The following is a 20,612-nucleotide window of genomic DNA, read 5'->3' on the forward strand; positions in this document are numbered from 1 at the left end:
TGAATATGAAACTGATAAAAGCATTCTGGACAAAGTTAAAAAGTCCAAGCAAGGCAGCACTCGGCATCGTCCTGTTTATGGGATTTGCCGGTGGCCTGATGTTCTGGGGCGCCTTTAATATGGGAATGGAGGCAACCAATACCGAAGAGTTCTGCTCGGGCTGTCATGCCCCCATAGTCGCAGAGATTCAGGAAACCATTCACTACTCCAACCGCTCAGGTGTAAGGGCCATCTGCTCTGACTGTCATGTTCCTCACGAATGGACAGACAAAATAGTGCGTAAAGTGCAGGCATCCAAGGAGCTGGTGTTTCACTTTATGGGCACCATAGATACACCAGAGAAGTTTCAGGAGCGCAGAGCGCATCTTGCCGAACGTGAGTGGGCTCGCCTGAAAGCCAACGACTCGCTGGAGTGCCGCAACTGTCACCAGTTTGAGTATATGGACTTCTCTGAGCAGGGGTCTCGCAGTGCCAAACTGCACTCAACAGCACTGGCTAATGGCGAGAAAACCTGTGTTGATTGTCACAAAGGTATCGCCCACAAACTGCCGGATATGCATGGCGTTGAAGGCTGGCAATAAGGAGCACAGATATGAGTACACTTGAATCAGTCATCTGGCACATTCTGGGTTACAGCGCCATTCCTGTCATTATTCTGGGCGGCTTTCTGGCTGTTGCCGCGGTGTCCGTAGGCATACTGTCACTATGGAAGGACAAAGCCGGCGATTAGACCGGCTCTAATAACAAGAAAGCCAGCATCAAGCTGGCTTTCTTTTTATCGGATCAATCAGGTTTAGAAGAAGTCTACACGGACTTCAACACCAACAAAGCGGCCTTCGTTAACCATGCCGGTATTGTTGTTAAAGTCGACACCACCGATAACCACACGCTCATCCAGCAGGTTACGGGCAAAAGCAGCGACTTCATATTGGTTGTCACCCATATCCCACTTGTAACCAGTTCTCAGGCCACCTTCCAGCAGAGCTTCGCCGGTGAACTCAACAGAGCGATACAGGAAGAAGTCGATTTCGCTTCTGTATGACCAATCGGTGAATACATAGAACTCACCTTCACCCAGATCCCTGCTGTACTCCAGCGTCAGGTTGGCAATCCATTCTGGCGCATGAGGCAGGTTGTTGCCATCAAGGCTGTAACCCTTTCCATCAACAAAGGGATCTGTGATGGTGCACTGAGCGCAACCAGGCAGGAACAGGTTGGCATCATCCAGTTCAGTTTTGTTGTAGCTGGCATTAAAGGTCGCCAGCAGTTCACTTGCCAATACCCAGGTTGAATCCAGCTCCAATCCGTAACCAGTCGTCTTGTCAGCATTCAGCAGACGGTTAAAGTTGGAGTCACCACCAACTGCAGTCAGCTGTTGATCTTTCATTTCATAGTAGAAAGCGGTCAGGTTCAGGCGTCCATTGCCGTCAAGCAAGTCTGACTTGAAGCCAACTTCGGCTGAGTTGATGGTTTCTGAGTTGGCTACCGTCACGTCGTTGCCAAACAGAATACGGCCCTGAATACTCGGAGCACGGAAACCGTTGGCCAAACGGGCAAACAGATTCACATCATCATTCAGCTTATATACACCGGACAGATCCCAGGAAATGTGGTCATCGTCAGGATTAGCCGTACCCACAGCAGTGCCACTGCCAAATGGTCCCTGCACACGTTCAGCGTAAAACTCTTTATCATCTCTTGAGTAACGCAGACCGGCACTGACTGAGAACTGGTCGTTAACGTCATAATCTACCGAGCCGAATACCGCCCAGGCATTGGTTTCCTGATTCTGGAAGGCATAGCCGTTCTGAGCGCCACCAGCCAGCGTGTCGTAGCTGTAGCTGTCAATCGTCAGATCTTCATAAAAGTAGAACAGGCCAGTCTGGTAGTTCCACGGGCCATCAAAGTTACTGGCAAGACGGAACTCCTGAGTGATCTGATCATGGTCAGGAATTGCATCGGCACTTTCTGCGGGGAACAAAATAACACCCGGGCCCTGGAAGTCAGGCAGGAAAGCGGCACCATAGCCACCATCGACATCCGCACGGGAGAAGATTTCGGCACTGTCCCAGGCAGTAATGCTGGTCAGATCATAGTCACCCAGGTCCCATTCCAGCTTGAGGCTCAGCCCCTGAGTTTCAACCTGTTGGGTCGCACGGCTGGCGGCATCATGGAATACCACTTTGTCATCCCAACCGGAACGAATACCGTTTGAGCCTTTGTCCATGAGGTTGGCATGGAAGATAATAGGTTTGCCGTCCAGATCACGAACCCGGTATGCCAGCAGGCCAGTGAAATCATCACCTTCATACAGAAACTGAACACGGGCAGCTTTCTCGCTGTACCCGCCCAACACATCATCCTGTACAAAACCCGGAGCCATGTTATCGATATAGTCGTCTTTTTCCTGCCACAGGGCGGAAATACGAGTAGAGATACGGTCAGTCAAACCACCACCGACGGCACCTTCAAAATCAACTGCGCCTTCAGTGCCATAGGATACAGAAGCGTAACCTTCAAACACCTGCGAAGGCTTCACCGAATCAAACTTTACCAGACCGGCAGGCGTGTTACGGCCAAACAGGGTTCCCTGAGGACCGCGCAGTACTTCAATACGCTCAACGTCAAATACCGGAAAGCCTTTCAGAATGGGGTTTTCCTGAACCACATCATCAACCACCAAAGAAACCGGTTGAGAGGCATTCAAATCAAAGTCAGTGTTACCGAGGCCACGAATATAAAAGCGCGGAAAGGTACGGCCAAAGGAGGACTCCACAGACAGGCTGGGGATTTTGGCGTTCATAAAGCGGATATCCATACCGGCACTTGAGTATGCATCCAGGTTTTCGCCCTGCAATGCAGAAACAGACACTGGCACTTCCTGAGCATTCTCTACCCGTTTACGTGCGGTAACTTCAATCACTTCAAGTTTGGATTCTTTAGCTGCAGCTTCTTCGGCAATCACATGGCCCGAAGTCACAGAGGCTGTAGCCAGCAACGACAGCTTTATCAAAGTGGCTATCTTGGTTTTATGTAGTGGTTTCATCCTGTGGACTCGCATTCTTGTTATGTGAGACGTAATGCCTCAGGCTGCGTTTTTCCCGCACAACAAAGCGCCAGTTCCATGGCGATATTTGATTTTATTATCCCTAACGTCTTTGTAAGCGGCTTTTTAATACCTGCCCGAAAACATCACCCGCTGTTCCGACCAAAACTGACTTAATCGCCAGCTCCCCCCAGTTCGGGAACTCTGACCAGTCCGAGTTCGGTGTGCATCATACTGAAAAACGAAAAAATGTCATCTTTTCGCAACCGAAGATTAACATAGTTCTCACACAAAAACAGCAAATGCGCAATAACGAACAATATCCCTCTCTCCACAGGGAGGACAGCCACCACTGCCCACTCCAAAAACACCAGCATCAATCACCAACAAAAACACCATAAACAAGCATAAACACCAACCCGGAAACACTTCGCAAACAAAACCCACAAAATAGCCACACGCCACCACCAAACCACTGATTGCAATAGCATTTAGTTAACCTAACTGGATATACTGACCAGTTAGCAGAAGGGAACAAAATCAACAACTAATTGGAGAACCACTCGTGAAGAAAGTCGGTATTTCATTGCTCTGTGCCATGATGCCTCTGGCATCAGCTGTGGCAGAAGCAGCCAAGCCACTTTCGGTTGATGTGCTGTGGCAACTCAATCGTATTGGCAGCCCCACCATCTCCCCCGATGGCGAACAAATCATTGCGCCAGTGACCAAATATGATGTCGACACAGACAAGGGCTCAACCCAGCTGTATCTGTTTGGTGAAGATGGTAAAACCCAGCGTCCACTGACTGTCGAAGGCATGCGCGTCAGCGAGCCGGTATTCTCACCGGATGGCAAGACCCTGGCCTTTATCAGCAAACGTAATGATGACGACGCAGGTCAGATTTACTTGCTGCCAATGAATGGCCCGGGTGAGGCTCAGCGTCTGAGCGAAGTTCCCACCGGGGTGTATGGCATTAAATGGGTGGGTGACTACATCTACTTTATCAGCCGCATCTATCCAGGCCAGAACTGGGATGAGATGGGCAAACAACTGACAGCCGACAAGGACGACAAGGTATCAGCACACCAGTGGAATGCCCTGCCTTACTCTCACTTCGACCACTGGCTGGATGAAGACAAGCAGGCCCATGTATTCCGTATTCCCGCCAAAGGCGGTGAAGTAGAAGCCATAACCCAGCCGCTGAATACCGAATTACCACGCTCCTACCAAAGTGCTGGCAGCTATGACATTCACCCAGATGGTAAGTTAATCGCCTTTAACGCCAACGGTTGGGAAAACCAGGTCGATCCCAATATCGATATCTTCCTGGCGACTATTGGCAGTGGTGAAAGCATTAATCTGACCGCTGACAATCCGGCTCCGGATGCCAGCCCCCAGTTCAGCCCAGACGGCGACACGTTGGCCTACACACGCCAACAGATCCCCGGCTTCTACGCTGACACTTCCAACCTGGTCTTGGTGGATCTGGACGACAACAGCAAAAAGGAGATCACCACGGACTGGGATCGCAGCGTCTCCCGCTGGACCTGGAACGAAGACAGTGATGGTTTCTATGCCGCGATTGACGATGCCGGTACCAGCCGCCTGTACCAGATCAGCGTTAAAGGCAAGGTGAAGCCAATCACCAAGAACACCAACTTTGGCACGCCGGATGTCAGCGAAGATGGCACCCTGGTGGCCACCAATGACAGCTTTCTGTACCCGGCACGTCTGGTAAAGGTCAATACCCGTAACGGTAAAACCACTCGGTTGGACAGCTTCAACGACGACATCATGAAAGATGTGGATGTCGGCACCTACGAGTCTGTGACCTACCAAGGCCACAATGGTCAGGATATCCAGATGTGGGTGCACTACCCACCGGGCTTTGACAAGAGCAAGAAATACCCGCTGATGATGTTGGTTCACGGTGGTCCACACAATGCCATCACCGACGGTTTCCACTACCGCTGGAATGCCCAGACCTTCGCTTCCTGGGGATATGTCACGGCATGGCCTAACTTCCACGGTTCAAGCGGTTTCGGTCAGGAGTTTGCTGACTCCATCAACCCGGACTGGAAGAACAAGTCCCTGGATGACGTGCTCAAGGCAGCAGACTGGTTCAAGGCCAAGCCGTGGATCGACAGCGATCGTATGGTTGCCGGTGGCGCCAGCTATGGCGGTTACCTGACTTCCATCATTCTGGGCAGCGAACACCCATTTAAAGCCCTATTGATCCATGCGGCCGTGTACAACATGTACTCACAGATGTCAGCTGACTTTGCGGTGCACTCAACCCGCTTCGGCCACTACTGGGAAAAACCGGAAATCTATAAGTCCATCTCACCTCACTACTTCGCGGGTAACTTTAATACTCCGACCCTGGTGATCCATGGTCAGTTGGATTACCGGGTACCCGTAGGTCAGGGGTTTGAGCTATTCCGTACCCTGCAAAGCCGTGGCGTAGAGTCCCGCATGATCTACTTCCCGGATGAGAACCACTGGATCATGAAACCCAACAACTCCATCTATTGGTACAACCAGGTGGAAGATTGGATGACCAAATTCGCCGAGCCTGGCGGACGTTAATCGGGGGATAGACCCCAGAGTTGGTGGGCACGCCCGCTTGGTCGTCCCACCAACAAGATTCAATAATTGAAGCAGCGCGGAGGACCGCCTGCGGATGTAACCGGCGTTTTTTGTCGGCAAGGACAGGAAGTTGCTCATGTTTATCAAGAAAATCACAGCTGCGGCCATCGCCGCCCTCACCCTCACTGCTGGCAGCAGTTTTGCGGATGATACCGAGCTATATGTTTATGACTCAGGCTCGCGCACAGGTGCAAGACCTCAGGTGCTGATTATCTTTGATAACTCAGGAAGTATGCGTACCGAAGAAACATACGCTAAAGACAGCTACGACCCCACAAAAGTTTATCCTGCACTGAGTGATAACGCTCCTTCTGAATCCACGCTTTATTTTTCCAGCGATGGGATACCACGCCCTGATGAAAATAGTAATGAAGGGCGATTCGCTGAAGCCGTCAACAACTGCCATACATCCCAGAGCGCCCTGCAACGATTTGGATTTTTTACTGATAAATTCCAGTACCTGAGAAAAAGAAACAGCGGCAAATTCGACTGGAAAGAGCCCAGCGAAAATACAAAATCAAACAGAATTCTTGCGATGGAATGTAATGAAGACATTCAAACGGAAAACTGGAGGAACAACAGCGGCTTTCCATCTGGATTCCCCAAAGAGGGCAGTAAAACTGATTCCTATACTCAAGTAGACGACTCTTCTCCAACCAAAGACTTCGAAGCAGCCATTGAAATCGCTAAAGATGCCGACTTTCACAGAGCCGATGCGGTTACCATATATACAGAAAACTATCTGCGTTGGTACCACCAGAAAGGCAATGTCAGTAAAAAGCAGCGTATTGAAATAGCCCGAGAGGTTATCACTAACACTATTGCCTCTACCCCGGGTGTTGACTTTGGTTTGGCGGTATTCAACCACAACACAAACTACGATGTTGAGCAAGGAGGTCGCATTGTCTCCGGTATTAAACAAATGACTGAAGATAATAAGGTCAACTTGCTGAAAACCATCGATGGCCTTGATCCGGAGACCAACACCCCTCTATGCGAAACCCTGTATGAAGCCAAACGTTATTTTGCGGGTGAAGCCGTTGTCTACGGTAAAGACAATGATAGAGGATTGCGACCTGCCAGAGACACCAGCATCGAAAATGGTAATAAGTACATATCACCATTCAAAGAGTGCCAAAATTTAGCGTTCGTGGTCTATATGACTGACGGTGCCCCAACCAAAGATGATAATGCGGACAAGCTGGTCAAAGGGTTGCCCGGAGTGGACAAAGATGCGTTCACCTGGAGTGGTAAGTCGAACTATTTGCCGAACCTGGCGGAGTGGATGTACAAGAACGACGTCAATCCAAATCTCCCAGATACCCAGACAATTAAGACCTTCACCATTGGATTCAGTGACGGTGCAGCAGATGCCGCACCTCTGCTCCAGGCAGCAGCCAACCGCGGAGGAGGGAAATACTTCGCCGCCAAGGACGCCAGTGATCTGCAAGCTGCTCTTCAGCAAGTTTTTACCGATATTCTTGAGGTCAATGCCAGCTTCACGTCACCATCAATTGCGAGCAACAATTTCGACCGAACCCAGACGTTTGATGCCGTTTACTATGCCATGTTCTTGCCCAATAGAGGCCCAAGATGGTCAGGCAATCTAAAGAAGTTCAAAGTTACGGGAAGCGGGGACATCGTTGACAAAAAAGGACGTATAGCGATAGCCGATGATGGCAACATCAGTCCTAAAGCTTGCTCTTACTGGACTGACGATGCAGTTTGCAGCGCCAACAATGGTGGCGATGGAAACGACGTCACCATCGGCGGCGCAGTCGAGGTGCTTAAGAAAGCAGAATCACGCAAGTTATATGGCAACCTGGGCGCCAATGGTGAGCTCACTGAGTTAACCCATATCCAGGCATCTATTCACGCAGGCGGCGAAACCGAACTGGCAACGCATATGAACTCAACCACGGCTGAGTTGGAAGCGTTATTCAAATGGGCGCATGGTAAAGATATTGATGACGAAGATGGGGATAACTCCACATCGGACATTCGCAGTGACGTTCTGGGCGATCCCCTTCACTCTAAACCGCTTGCTATCAACTATGGAACCCAAGGCAACCCGGACATTCGAATTTTGATGGGGACCAACCATGGCTTTATGCATATGTTCAGAGATACAGGAAATACTGTCTCTGAGTCCTGGGCTTTCATGCCCTATGAGTTACTCCCTAATCTGGCGGAACTGAGGAACAATGAACCTACGGGTGTTCACTCTGTTTATGGTCTCGACTCACCTCCTGTAGGTTATGTAAAGACCAGTAAGACAGGCGTAGAAAGAGCCTGGGTATTCTTTGGCATGCGCCGGGGTGGCAAATCCTATTATGCGCTGGATGTAACCACTCCTGACAATCCCAAGCTAATGTGGACTATCAGTGCTGACAGTCCGGGAATGGAAGAACTTGCGCAAACCTGGGCCGAGCCGGTTGTCACCTATATTCCCGGTTGGCCCAGAGGTAATAAGGATCCTGACCAGGCAAAACCAGTAGTGATAGTAGGTGCTGGTTACTCGCCGGCAACCAAAGACTCAGCCGCCGTAGGGATACCTGACAGTGAAGGACGGGGAGTCTTTATTTTGGATGCTGAAACTGGTGAGCTGGTTCATCGCTTTACCCCGACAAGCGGCAGTAACACCACTGTAATGTCCGGAATTACCGACAGTATTCCAAACTCAGTTGCTGTGTTGGACAGTAACAGTGATGGCCTGACGGATCGTATTTACGCCACGGACACTGGAGCAAACGTCTGGAGGATGGATTTGCCAGGTGCAACCCCAAGTAGTAATGATGCGCCCTGGAGTGCGTTTAAGTTCGCCGCACTTGGGGGGAACGTCCAGATAGCTGACAGAAGATTTTTCGCTGAGCCGGTTGTCGCTCAGACCATGTTCAGCAATGTCACTGAACATCAGATTGTTTCTGAATCAACTGGTGGTATCACTACCCAATTGAGTTACCAAAACGTTCCTTACGATGCTGTTGTTATCGGTACGGGGCACAGGCCTCACCCGACGGATAAAACCCGCAAAGACATGTTCTTTACCCTGCAGGACAGAAACGTTGTTACCAAGTCCTTTGGCACAGCTAAAAATCCCATCCCAGAGCCATTGGTTTTAGACAACCTTTACCGGGTCAGCGAAGCTCCGCCAACAACTGAAGCCGAATTGGTTCGATTCGGAACCAAACGCGGTTGGTACTATTCGTTTGGATCTGAAGGAGAAAAGAACCTGGCCGCAGCATCCATTATATTTGGCCGAGTCTATTTCACTTCTTATGTCCCCGGGGATACAAGTTCCAGTAATACTTGTCTGGTTGCAGGCCAGGGACGCTTGTATAGTTTCGACCTGCACAGAGGCACCAGAACATATTCTCAGGAGTATCTGGATGTCGGCGAAAGAGTCCCGGATACACCACAGCTGGTCATTCCCCCATCCGGAGATGGTGATGACTACATGTACCTCATTGGCATAGGCAATGCCGGAGCTCAAATGGAAGTACAGGCCCCTGCCAAAGGCTGCGCCGAAGGTGATCATCGTTGCGTTGGTGGTGGTATGCGCACCAACCGCATTTACTACTACGCCCAGTAGCAAATGGCCTCGAAAAAGACAGCGCAAGGCGCTGTCTTTTTTTGCCTGTTTCACAATGCTATCGCCAGTCACTGGACAAGATAACGCCACAGACTCTAATGTATATCCGAGTTTCCATTCCCCTGACAGGAGTCACCATGTTGCCCCGGATGATAAAAGCCCTGCCCCTCGCAGTATTACTGACAGGCCTGAGTGTTCAGGCTGAACCTTTGAACTTTGGCTCACCAGTGGATGCAACCAAGGTCACCCCAATATCAACACTCATGGCCACACCGGATAACTATCTGCAGGCTCCGGTAACCATTGAAGGCACAGTAGTCGCGGTATGCCAAAAGCGTGGCTGCTGGATGAGTATCGCCTCAGACAAACGCTTTCAGAACCTCAAAATCAAAGTAAAAGATGGCGATATGGTGTTCCCCATGAGTGCCAAAGGCAGTAAAGCCATCGCCACAGGCATGCTGCAAAAGCATGAGCTCGACCTGGAGGCCACCCGCAAAATGATGGCCTATCAGGCCAAAGAACAAGGGGAATCCTTTGACCCGGCGACTATCACTGAGGGCATGAATTACTATCAGCTGGTGCCTGTGGGAGTCAGTATTCTTGACTAAAGCCAGGGTGAATTGGTTCCGGCTCAACCGCAGTCTGCACCGGGATATTGGCTACTTTTGCATTGGCATGACGCTAATCTTCGCCATCTCAGGCATTGCGGTAAATCACAATGATGACTGGAACCCTGACTATAGCGTTGAACTGAGTCAGCTGCAGTTAGCACCGAGAGATTGGCTGGCGCTTAGCGACCGCGAACTAAGTCAGATACTGGTGGAACAGGTGCCTGATGCTGCGGGTGTCAAAGCCACTCACTGGAGTCACCCCGGCGAGTTTAAGGTGTTTTTGCAGGACGCCAGCAACCTGACACTTGATTTGACGCGTCACAGCCTGGAGGTGGAGAAAATCAGCAAGCGGCCCCTGCTCAATGAGTTTAATCGCCTTCACCTCAACGAAACACACAAAGCCTGGGTGATTTTTTCCGATCTGTACGCTGGTATGCTTATTTTTCTGGCGATAAGCGCCCTGTTTATGGTCAAAGGAAGACATAGCCCCTGGCGCAAACGCGGCCTGCTGGTACTGGCAGGGATTGCTTTGCCCGCTGGGTTTATTCTGTGGTAACGCCGCGCTTGCCAACAGGTCTGACTTAATCGGAAACAACAAGGCTTCGAATGAGCCCCATTTCAAACCAGGCCTTCAATGACTCAAATACCTGAGCAGGAGCCTGCGACTCATCGAAGAAGTCCAGCATAAGCTCACAAAGTCCGGCAAAGTTTTCTCCGGCGATCACAGCTTCCACCAACACCAATTGCCAGGGCTGCAGAGAAATGAACTCGGTCAATCGTGATCTGCCTCGCCAGATTAACCAGTATCGCCAACCGGAATAATCTGCACCCGGCACTTCCAGCCCCTGTTTCAGCGCCTGCCAGGTTTCCACAGCATTGCTGGCACAGCGAAACAGTTGCACACTGGGGTGAAAACGCAAACACACTGCAGGCCATTGCTCTGGAGGTAAAGCGGCCAGGGCTGCAAACTCCTCTCTGTTGGTATCCGCTGCATCGAACGCAGTCAGCAAACGTCGTTCAAATCTCGCAATATCCGCCAATATCGGATATTGGCTGAAGAACTCATCCTCAGCCAGAAACTCAGGTAATGGTTCGCAAAACCCTCTCAGGGAGCGGTTTTGAGAGGGACTGGCGGCAATAAATTCATCGGCCATCCGCTCAAACAGTTCATCTCCCAGGTAAAAACAGAGCTGCTCATGATCTGTTTCTATCACCTCTTTCAACCGAATACGGTAAGCATTGGCATAAATGCCCATTCGGGTTTCAAGGCTGACATTACCCTGATCAACTACCAGCTCAGCCAGTGACTCTCTGGCCCCTGCGTCCGGCTGCAACAAATACTGCATCACAGTGTTTTGAGTGTATTTCAGGCCAGGCACGATTTGACACCTCTATTTCTTGCCAAGTCAGCAATGCTCAGCTGATTTGGCGACAACACCTGAGTCGCAATATCTCTGGCGATCCCAAGTTCAGCCTCCAACACCGGAAATTCCGGAATATTGGCGTCTCTTTCAATCATGGTGCTGACGGCACCAAAACGCACGAGAGCCTGACGATATAAGTCCCAGACACTGTCCGGCACATCATGGTCATGGGTATCTATCACATAGTCACCATAGTCTGAGTGTCCGGCCAGGTGGAACTGTTGCACCCGTGCAGGATCAATGCGATTGAGGTAATCCATGGGTTCAAAACCATGGTTACGAGCACTCACATAAACATTGTTGATATCCAGCAAAATAAGGCTGTCCGAGGCCTTGGCTACTTCGCTGACAAAGGTCCACTCATCCATCTCGCTGTCTTGATAGGAAAGGTAGCTGGAGACGTTCTCCATCAATATCTGTCTGCCCAGGAAATCCTGCACCCGGGAGATGCGCTCAGCAACATGGCGGACTGTTTCCATGGTATAAGGCAGTGGCAGTAGATCATGGCTGTTGATGCCGTGAATACCAGTCCAACAGATATGGTCGGAAATCCACTTGGGCTCGACATCATTGGCCAGGGTTTTCAGCGCCCTCAGGTAGTCCATATCCAGAGGGTCGGCACTGCCAATTGAGAGTGACACCCCATGCATTACCAGTGGATACTGTTCACTGATGGCCTGCAGGTAATATCTTGGCTTACCTCCGGCGACCATATAATTTTCGCTGAGGATTTCAAACCAATCGATATCGGGCTGATGTTGCAAAATATACTCAAAGTGTTTGGTTCTCAGCCCAAGGCCGAATCCCAGAAACTCACGTTCAATCTTATCTGTCACGAGTCACCCCAGTACCGATAGCAAGGCTGACAAACCACGTCAGCCTTATACAGTTACAACAAGTAATCAGGCGCCGACTTTGCCGCCGATATCCGCACAGGACTTAGCAGGGGCTGCCACAAAACCGGTACCTTTACAGGTAGCGTGGCCGGCACAGGCATTTTCCGCCGTTTTACAGTCGTTGTGGCCCTTACACACGTTTACACCATAGCAATGCACCAGCTCAGACTGTGCAATCTGTCCAACCCAGTCATCTTTAACTTCACCGCCAACATCTGCGCAGCTCTTGGACGGCATCGCCACAAAGCCACTGCCTTTGCAGCTGCCGTGGCCACCACAGGCATTAGTGGCTGTTTTACAGTCGTTATGACCTTTACAGACATTCACACCGTAACAGTGAACCAAATCGGTTTTACCGGCTACAGCGGGCGCCGCAGAAGAGGATTCTGCAGTTGAGTTACACCCGGCCAGACCAGCCATAGCAACCGCCATTGCGGCACCCGAGAGTAGGGTTTGAGTCTTTTTCATTTTGCTTTTCCTGTTTAAAGTGAAAATCAGGCTCTCCCGACAAAGGCTGAGATTCGGTCTTCACCAAGTCGCTCCCTTTGAAAACAAAGCCTGCCTGAGCAGACCGCTGACAGCCGGGCATGATTTCAGGCAAAAGCACAAAAATTAAACCCACACCGGTTATAACAACATAATTCACTCCTGAGAAAACGCCCACTTGATGCATAAAGATGCCCGCCACACCAACTGGCTACAGCACACATCCTTGACTGAATAGCAATCAGCTTGATGGTGATAATAAATACAGCCGGAATTTACCAATTTTTTAGAATCATTCACTTATGTTATTGGATGGCCGGACGTCAGAATATTTATCCAGCTATTGGCTACCACAGAACCGAAAACAAAAAAGCCCCGCATTCCAATGGAGTGCAGGGCTTTACTGTTTATGAATCAGCTGACCGATTAGCGCTTGAAAGTCACTGTCTCAGTGGCGTCCAGGTGCAGCTGAGTAGTCGCAGGCTGAGTCTGTGCAATCACCTTACCGTTACGTACAGAGTAACGCACCGGAACCTGACGGCGCAAAGCGTCGAAGTCGTTCTCGGCAGGCAGAATCAACAGGTTGGCTGCCTTGCCCTCTTCAATGCCGTAAGTGTCCTGCAGGTGCAGGGTGCGGGCAGATTTGGTGCTGATGAGATCCAGTGACTGGTTCAGCTGGTCATAACCCATGATCTGACACACATGCAGACCCATATGCAGTACCTGCAGCATGTTGGCGGTGCCCAGTGGATACCAGGGATCGAACACATCGTCGTGACCGAAACAGACATTGATGTTGGATGCCAGCATCTCTTTCACACGGGTTACGCCACGACGCTTTGGATAGTCATCGAAGCGGCCCTGCAGGTGAATGTTCACCAGAGGGTTGGCCACAAAGTTGATGCCTGACATGCGCAGCAAACGGAACAAACGCGAGGCGTAAGCGCCATTGTAGGAGTGCATTGCCGTGGTGTGGCTGGCTGTCACCTTCTCGCCCATGTTGTACTTGTGCGCCAGCGCAGCCACAGTCTCAACAAAGCGGGATTGCTCATCATCAATCTCATCACAGTGAACGTCGATAAGACGGTCATACTTGCGCGCCAGCTCGAATACATAGTGCAAAGACTCCACACCGTATTCACGGGTGAACTCAAAGTGCGGAATAGCGCCAATCACATCGGCGCCCAGCTTAACGGCTTCTTCCAGCAGCTCTTTGCCGTTGGGATAAGAGAGAATGCCTTCCTGCGGGAAAGCCACAATCTGCAGATCAACCCACTGCTTCATCTCTTCTTTCACTTCCAGCATGGCTTTCAGTGCAATCAGAGTCGGGTCAGACACATCCACATGGGTACGCACATGCTGCACACCGTTGGCGATTTGCCATTTCAGCGTCTGCTTGGCACGGGCCTTCACATCCTCAATGGACAGCATCGCCTTACGCTCAGCCCAGCGCTCGATACCTTCGAACAGAGTGCCCGAGATGTTCCAGCTTGGCTCACCGGCAGTTTGAGTGGTATCCAAATGGATATGCGGCTCGCAGAAAGGTGGCAGCGCCATACCGCCTTCACCATCCAGCACAGGCGCTGTGGTATCCAGTTTGGCATCATTGTCGGCAATAGCGGCAATCTTGCCATCTTTCACCAGAATTTGTTTGCTGCCTTCCTGGCCGCGGATAACCACATTTTTAATCAGCAAATCAGACATCTATTACTCTCTATTCAAACCGTGGGTCTATCAAACCGCTTGCGCAGGTTTCGCCAGACGCGCTTGCAACGCATCCAGAATCAGGTAGCTCAGTGCACCGCCAATCACAGCATTCAAAGGCACAATACCCGGCAGGAAATGACCCGCTGCAATACCGATAGCCACACCGGCAATCGCTGCCCAGTTAACAGTAGCAAACTCGGCATTGGCAAAGTCTTTATAACGCTCACGGTGCCTTAAGAAATCGGCGATGATGATACCACCGATGGGTGGAATAGCTGCCGACAGGAAGGTCAGCCAGCCAACAAAATTGTTATACAGCCACAGGGCACACAGGGTACCGATAATACCGTTGGCGACGGCCAGGTGCTTGCTGCTCCAGCCGGTGATATTGGCAAAGCCCAGGCCTGAGGCATACAGGGCGTTGTCATTGGTGGTCCAGATATTCAGACCCAGCACGATAATGGCCGGAATAAGCAGGCCCTGCATCATCATCACTTCGGAGATATCTGACTGACCAGTGGCCGCACTGCCGGCAGCACCGAAGATAAACATCAAGCTGTTGCCGATAAAGAAGGCCACCATGGTCACAATAACGGCCGCTTTCGGACTGCGACCAAAGCGTACAAAGTCTGCCGTCAGGGTACCGGCGGAAATAAAGGAGCCTACCACCAGCGCCAGTGCCACAGAGAAGTCCAGCGGCTCTTTCGGGGTGATGGCCTGTAGACCTTCAATACCGCCCACGCTGTCTACTGCTTCCAGCACAGAGTAACCACCCAGCAGGGCGATGGCTGGCACCGCAATGGCAGAGAGGATCATCAGGGCTTTAATACCGAAGTAGACAGTCGCTGTCATGGCCAGACCGGCAACAGCAATCAGAATTGTGGTGTCGATACCTGTGGCTTTTTGTACTGGCAGGGCAAACATGGCCACGCCAACACCGAACCACCCCACTTGGGTACCACCGAGAATTAAAGAAGGAAGCCAGGAGCCTTTGAGGCCAAAAGAGTAACGAGCGAGGAGATGAGTAGAAAGGCCAGAAGAGGCGCCGATGTAACCGAGGAAAGAAGTGTAGATGCCAAGAAGCAGGTTACCAATGAGAACAGCAAGGAAGAAATCATTAAACGGGAGCCCCGTTCCCAATGTTCCCCCGGTCCACATACTTGCCGAGAAAAAGGTTAACCCCAACATCACCATCGTCAGGGACAGCACTCCTTTGCGCGCAGCACTGGGAACCGGCCCCAGGCTGTAGTTGTTATCAGCCGCCATAGTACACCTTTTTAAATTTTAGAATTGTGTGTGCTTGTCACCGTCACCCGGGCAAACGGTGCGGGATTCTAAGGAGATCTCCAGCCGAGTCAATGTGAATAGAAGTTAATTTAACTAAATCTGATTTAGCTCACACATTATGCAGTAACGTTCTGATATTTGCTCACGTCCTTGCATCCCTCAATTCAGGCACTGACAGCGCAGCTGCACACGCCTTGGGAGAAGGCGGCAAATTAATTCGGTTAAATCTAGTGGCGGGAGTCAGAGTTGGCGCTAAAACCCCCAACAAATCAGTGCTAAAGTAGCAGTATATTTGTCCCAACAGCCAACATCATGAGCCAGGCAGCTACCTCTTTGGCATCCAACCTCAATAAGATGCTAAAAAACTTCCAACCAACACTACGTAATCTTTTGAATTTACGTGCCAATATCGCGGCACTCAGCTACCTGAGCTGTGCCCTGCCGCTGTTCTTTCTGGGTCATTACACCACAGGGTTTGCCCTGTCTTTAGGCAGTATTGCCTGCCACCTGGGTGACAGCGCCAGTGTGACCCGTCATCGGCTGTTCGATTTTCTGCTGTGTTTCATCCTGTTCCCAATACACTGTTATCTGAGCGTAGTACTCTTCCCTACGCCCTGGCTCTATGGTCTGTATCTGGCAGGCAGCAGCTTTGTACTGCTCATGCTGTCTGTATACTCCCCAAGATTGGGCGCCGTCGGCTTTGCCACTGTGCTGGCAGGTATCTACACCATGTTGATTTATCAGCCGGGACTTGAAGACTGGCACCTGCCACTGGCATTAACTGCAGGTGCAATCTGGTATGCCATGTGGCAGTGTTTCGCCCTTTGGCGCTGGCCGGGACGGGAAGACAGAGACCTGCAGCATGAGCTATATCAGGAGCTGGCGCAGAAGTTGATTTCCCATACCCGGCCACTGTTGCCCGGAAGCTATCGCGAGACCTTTGTGGTCACCGCCAAACTGCGCGCCCTGTATGCAGGTAAGTACAACTCGCTGCAGCAAAAAGTGCAGCAGCGCCTGACTGCCGGTGAGCAAAGTCAGGAGCTGGGCTGGCTGCTGGGCAGTATCAATACGGCCGATAAAATTGCAGAGTTAACCCGCCTGCTGCACTTCACCCCGGGAGCCGCCTATCAGTCCCAACATCAGTTCTGGCTTGAACAAATTCATGCCCTGTCTGGAGACCTGGCTCAACGTCTGCGTACCGCCAAACCCAAGGCCGCCAACCTGAGTCTGCCTATGGAGCGCTTTGATGCACTGCGTCAAATGCCCGCGCGGGAAGGGATGGAACCCGGCCCTGAGTTTCGCCATGAATACCTGCAAACCCTGGCGGTTATCGATAAGCTGGAGCTGATCAATATCGCTCTGACTCAACTTGAGTCCGGTTATCCTGTGCCAGCCAACAGCCATACGGACAGCAAGTCATTGCAGCTTTCCTCCGCCAGTGTGCTGTGGCAAAAATTCAGCAGTCAACTGACTCTGAAATCCAATCACTTCCGTCATGCCGTTCGGGCTGTAATTAGCCTGACACTCGGGTGGGCAGTCGTCACTGCGCTGCATCTGGAGTTTGGTTTCTGGACTCTGATGACCAGTTTGTTGGTGCTCAAGCCTAATCTGGCGCTGACCTGGCCCAGACTACTTCAGCGTCTCACGGGTACCATAGGCGGTCTGGCCATAGTCGCCCTGATGCAGCATTGGCAAATAGGCGAACCTCTGTTGGTCGCCACTTTCACGCTGGCCGCCATTGGCTTCTTCCACACAGCCAACCGTTTCTACGGCTTTGGCGTATTCTGTGTCACCCTGTTTGTCTTCTGTGGCTTTGCCCTCAGTGGCCATGGTGATGGCATATTGCTGCCAAGATTAGAAAATACCTTGCTGGGTGTGGCTTTGCCGGTATTGTGCGTACTCTTTATCGCACCCGAGTGGCAAAAGCGTGCCTTCCCCAACCAACTGTTGTCGACTGTCTCTGGCTACCTGACCTATCTGAAATCCATGCAGCTTTATTTGGGCCATCCTGACCAGACTAATCAGTCTCAGCCTGACGACAGCAAGGAGTTGGAGGAGAGCTTCAAACAGTGCGTGCGCAACGACACCAACCTGTTTGACCACTGGCTGGGGTACCTGGCCGAGCCCAGACCCAAAAGCAGTGTCGCCGAAGTAATCCTGCTGTGCTGCCACGGCTCCAACATTATTCTGCGCTTGTTCACCCTGCTGAATTGGCAGGCACAAAAACTTGCCGCTGACGATCTAATCACCCGGGAACTTGCAGAAACCATTGCCGTGTTCGACAACTGGCATAAACGCCTGTTGAAAGATGCCAACTCGCCTTATTTCTTTGAAGTCATGCGTCAGCATCAAAATGATATCCGTGCTCGACTGCTGGAGATAGAACAGCAGGGAGAACAATTGGATACGGTCAATATCCTGCGATTGCTGCGCACTGAAGTGGAAGCCCTGATGTAAACAAGAGCGCAATCAATATCCGCTTACAATTCTCGACTGGTAATCTCCGGGCTTATTTCAGAAATTGGTGAATTATTTACCGATTTCTATCGCCACAGGAAGGTTAGCCATGAACAAGTCCAAACTCCACCTGCTCGGTGCAGCTATGCTGCTGGCACTGGGCAGCACATCTGTCGTTGCCAGTCCTGCGCCAACGCTGGAGCAGGTCGTTGAATCCCGCAGTGATAAGGCCAAGGCCAGAGATGAGTACCGTCACCCGGTCGAAACACTGGAGTTCTTTCAGGTAAAGCCCGGAATGGTTGTCGCTGAAGCGCTTCCCGGTGGCGGCTGGTATACCGAAATTCTGGCGGACTATCTGGGTGAAGATGGCACACTGTATGGCGTCAACTATGCCGATGACATGTGGGCCAGATTCGGTTTCTTCTCTCCCGAGCGCATTAAAGAGCGTGTTGCCAGCACGAGTAAGTTCCCTGAGCTGGTCGCTGGTTTCTCCAAAGATGGTCCTGAAGCTGAAGGCTTCACTTTTGCTTCTGTGCCTGCATCCGCAGAGGGGACTGCGGATCGCGTACTCTTTATCCGCGCCCTGCATAATCTGAATCGTTTTGAAAAGGAAGCAGGCACCATGACTCAGGCCATTGAAGCCGCGAGTAAACTGCTCAAAAAAGGCGGCATGGTGGGTGTAGTGCAACACAGAGCGCCAGAAAGTGCTTCAGATGAAAGTGTTCAGGGTAACCGCGGTTATATGAAGCAATCAGACATCATCAAGCTGTTTACCAATGCCGGGTTCAAACTGGTTGCCAAAAGTGAAATCAACGCCAACGCCAAGGACAAACCCAGTGAGACAGATATTGTCTGGCGCTTACCTCCCTCTTTTAACGGCAGCCGGGACAACCCTGAGCAAAAGCAAGCCATGCAGGCCATTGGTGAGTCTGACCGTATGACCTTGCTGTTCCGCAAACCTTAACTGCTACAGAGCGCCCCTGTGCTCAGCCGTGACTTAAGGCAGCTGAGCACAGGTGTTAATCCTTTCTTCCTACAGACCATCCCCTTGCCGCTCTGTAGGCTGTTCGCAACTCTCATCAAAATAATAATCGGAGCCAATGATGGCCAAGCAGGTATTTTCACGCTCATTTGTCAGTTCACTTCTGCCCAAAGTCCTCGCGCCTAAGTCCGTAGGGCTGCTGTTGTGTATCTGCCTTCCTACTATGGTCAACGCGGCACCAGAGGTATTGAGTTATGGCGTTGCGGACAATATCGAGTCCAAAGCCTATGATGCAAAACGGCGCTTTATGGTGTCGTTACCTGAGCGATATCAAGCCTACCCGCAAAGGCACTACCCAGTGCTTTATGTAATGGATGGCGACTTCCAGTTTCGCCACACCGCCATGCTGGCCCACACCCAGTCCCGCATGGGCAAATTGCCGCCCATGATAGTGGTGGGTATTGCCAATCAGGGCAACCCGGATTACCTCTACAGTACTACCTGGCAATCAGAAAAAGAGGGGGATGAGTTTGGTGGCATTGATGTAATGATGCAGCATCTGAGTCAGGAGCTGGTGCCTTACATCGACAAACATTATCGAACGTCCGGCAGCAATGCCGTTGCCGGATACTCACTTGGAGGTCTGTTTGTACTGCAGGCCATGATGGCGAAAGACACGCCTTTCAACGCCTTTATCTCCATGAGCCCCAGCCTCTGGTATGACAACTACAGCTTCAATAATCAGCTGACAGAGTTCATAAAAGCCAATAAAGGTAAACCACTGCCGCCTCTGTTTTTGTCGGTCGCCAATGAACAGGGCATGGGCATAAGAGACTTCCATGCCTTACTGACTGAGCAGGCGCCAGGCTGGCAGGTGACCTTTAACACCTACCCCAATGAAACCCACTACACCACAGCGATACCGGCCATGATGGATGGGCTGAATATCCTTGCCGACAACCATTACACAGATATGGATGAGCTGATGGAGATAGCAGACTATCAGGCTGCATTCAAGCACTTTGCCGACAAGCAGTCGCAATGGGCCGGATACCGTATGGACTGGTTGCAGGCGTATTATCTGGCAAAGTATTTGTTTGCTTCCAAGCAGATAGACCAGCTGGAACAGATTCTGGCCAGCGCCAGAACTCAGTTGCCTGACTCTTATGTAGAAATTGCACTGGGGATCAGCAAAGGCTTCAATAAGACCAAGCAGGCGGGAAAAGCTGCCTCCCTGCTGGACAGCATCAAGTCAGCCGCAGGCGAAAGCGCCGACTGGTATCAGCAAATGAGTCTGGCACAGGCAGCGCTTGGGAATACTCAAGAGGCCGAAGCGCTGCACCGCAAAGCTATCGAACTGGCACAAGCACAGGGCTTTGAAAGTTGGGAAGTTTGGGAGCTTGGTGGCCCCATAGCAGAATAAAACAGGTAAGCCTTAGCGCATTTTGCTACCATGCCGGGGTCAATCCTGACC

15 protein-coding genes are annotated in these 20,612 nt (G+C 51.2%); 9 read left to right on the plus strand and 6 right to left on the minus strand.

Annotated elements, in window-relative coordinates:
• Positions 1 to 5 precede the first annotated feature (5 nt).
• Together L2725_RS19485 and L2725_RS19490 are read left to right on the plus strand one after the other, a co-directional pair.
• Entirely contained in the window at positions 6 to 581 is a 576-nt protein-coding gene (locus L2725_RS19485) for a NapC/NirT family cytochrome c (protein WP_248937322.1), read from the plus strand.
• Between the two features lie 11 nt (positions 582 to 592).
• Positions 593 to 730, plus strand: a complete 138-nt coding sequence (locus tag L2725_RS19490; protein ID WP_248937321.1) for a TIGR02808 family protein — start codon at positions 593 to 595, stop codon at positions 728 to 730.
• 63 nt (positions 731 to 793) lie between these two features.
• On the opposite strand, the gene L2725_RS19495 is transcribed toward L2725_RS19490, so the two are convergent.
• The gene (locus L2725_RS19495) at positions 794 to 3,046 is read right to left on the minus strand and encodes a TonB-dependent receptor (protein ID WP_249250495.1); all 2,253 of its coding nucleotides are present in this window, start codon (positions 3,044 to 3,046) and stop codon (positions 794 to 796) included.
• A 565-nt stretch (positions 3,047 to 3,611) separates the two neighbouring features.
• Here L2725_RS19495 and L2725_RS19500 point away from each other — a divergent pair.
• The 4 genes from L2725_RS19500 (at position 3,612) to L2725_RS19515 (ending at position 10,455) form a co-directional block, all read left to right on the plus strand.
• Positions 3,612 to 5,636 (plus strand): S9 family peptidase, encoded by a 2,025-nt coding sequence (locus L2725_RS19500; RefSeq protein ID WP_249250496.1) that lies wholly within the window; start codon positions 3,612 to 3,614, stop codon positions 5,634 to 5,636.
• Between the two features lie 136 nt (positions 5,637 to 5,772).
• On the plus strand, positions 5,773 to 9,288 hold the full coding sequence (locus L2725_RS19505) for a pilus assembly protein (protein WP_249250497.1): 3,516 nt from the start codon (positions 5,773 to 5,775) through the stop codon (positions 9,286 to 9,288).
• 137 nt (positions 9,289 to 9,425) lie between these two features.
• The gene (locus L2725_RS19510) at positions 9,426 to 9,896 is read left to right on the plus strand and encodes a DUF4920 domain-containing protein (protein WP_249250499.1); all 471 of its coding nucleotides are present in this window, start codon (positions 9,426 to 9,428) and stop codon (positions 9,894 to 9,896) included.
• Complete coding sequence (locus tag L2725_RS19515; protein WP_249250500.1) at positions 9,889 to 10,455, plus strand: PepSY-associated TM helix domain-containing protein; 567 nt, start codon at positions 9,889 to 9,891, stop codon at positions 10,453 to 10,455. Before L2725_RS19510 ends, L2725_RS19515 begins: the two co-directional genes overlap by 8 nt.
• Positions 10,456 to 10,480: 25 nt before the next feature.
• Here L2725_RS19515 and L2725_RS19520 read toward each other — a convergent pair whose 3' ends face one another.
• The 5 genes from L2725_RS19520 to codB all read right to left on the minus strand — a co-directional run bounded on the left by L2725_RS19520 (position 10,481) and on the right by codB (position 15,678).
• Positions 10,481 to 11,278 carry an HvfC/BufC family peptide modification chaperone gene (locus tag L2725_RS19520; RefSeq protein WP_249250501.1) on the minus strand — a complete coding sequence of 266 codons (798 nt, stop codon included), beginning with the start codon at positions 11,276 to 11,278 and terminating at the stop codon, positions 10,481 to 10,483.
• Entirely contained in the window at positions 11,266 to 12,159 is an 894-nt protein-coding gene (gene bufB, locus L2725_RS19525; RefSeq protein ID WP_249250502.1) for an MNIO family bufferin maturase, read from the minus strand. Before bufB ends, L2725_RS19520 begins: the two co-directional genes overlap by 13 nt.
• A gap of 66 nt (positions 12,160 to 12,225) precedes the next feature.
• Positions 12,226 to 12,687 (minus strand): BufA2 family periplasmic bufferin-type metallophore, encoded by a 462-nt coding sequence (gene bufA2 / locus L2725_RS19530; RefSeq protein ID WP_115137082.1) that lies wholly within the window; start codon positions 12,685 to 12,687, stop codon positions 12,226 to 12,228.
• A gap of 444 nt (positions 12,688 to 13,131) precedes the next feature.
• Positions 13,132 to 14,409: a cytosine deaminase gene (locus L2725_RS19535; RefSeq protein WP_249250504.1), complete on the minus strand. Its 1,278-nt coding sequence runs from the start codon at positions 14,407 to 14,409 to the stop codon at positions 13,132 to 13,134.
• A gap of 30 nt (positions 14,410 to 14,439) precedes the next feature.
• On the minus strand, positions 14,440 to 15,678 hold the full coding sequence (codB, locus tag L2725_RS19540; protein ID WP_249250505.1) for a cytosine permease: 1,239 nt from the start codon (positions 15,676 to 15,678) through the stop codon (positions 14,440 to 14,442).
• A gap of 333 nt (positions 15,679 to 16,011) precedes the next feature.
• Here codB and L2725_RS19545 point away from each other — a divergent pair, with 333 nt between their 5' ends.
• The 3 genes from L2725_RS19545 (at position 16,012) to L2725_RS19555 (ending at position 20,561) form a co-directional block, all read left to right on the plus strand.
• Entirely contained in the window at positions 16,012 to 18,156 is a 2,145-nt protein-coding gene (locus tag L2725_RS19545; RefSeq protein ID WP_249250506.1) for an FUSC family membrane protein, read from the plus strand.
• Between the two features lie 109 nt (positions 18,157 to 18,265).
• The gene (locus tag L2725_RS19550) at positions 18,266 to 19,120 is read left to right on the plus strand and encodes a class I SAM-dependent methyltransferase (RefSeq protein WP_248937309.1); all 855 of its coding nucleotides are present in this window, start codon (positions 18,266 to 18,268) and stop codon (positions 19,118 to 19,120) included.
• Between the two features lie 139 nt (positions 19,121 to 19,259).
• Positions 19,260 to 20,561 carry an alpha/beta hydrolase-fold protein gene (locus L2725_RS19555; RefSeq protein ID WP_249250507.1) on the plus strand — a complete coding sequence of 434 codons (1,302 nt, stop codon included), beginning with the start codon at positions 19,260 to 19,262 and terminating at the stop codon, positions 20,559 to 20,561.
• The last annotated feature ends 51 nt before the right edge of the window (positions 20,562 to 20,612 follow it).

The sequence above is a fragment of the Shewanella corallii genome (assembly GCF_023349125.1).
GTDB lineage: Bacteria > Pseudomonadota > Gammaproteobacteria > Enterobacterales > Shewanellaceae > Shewanella > Shewanella corallii.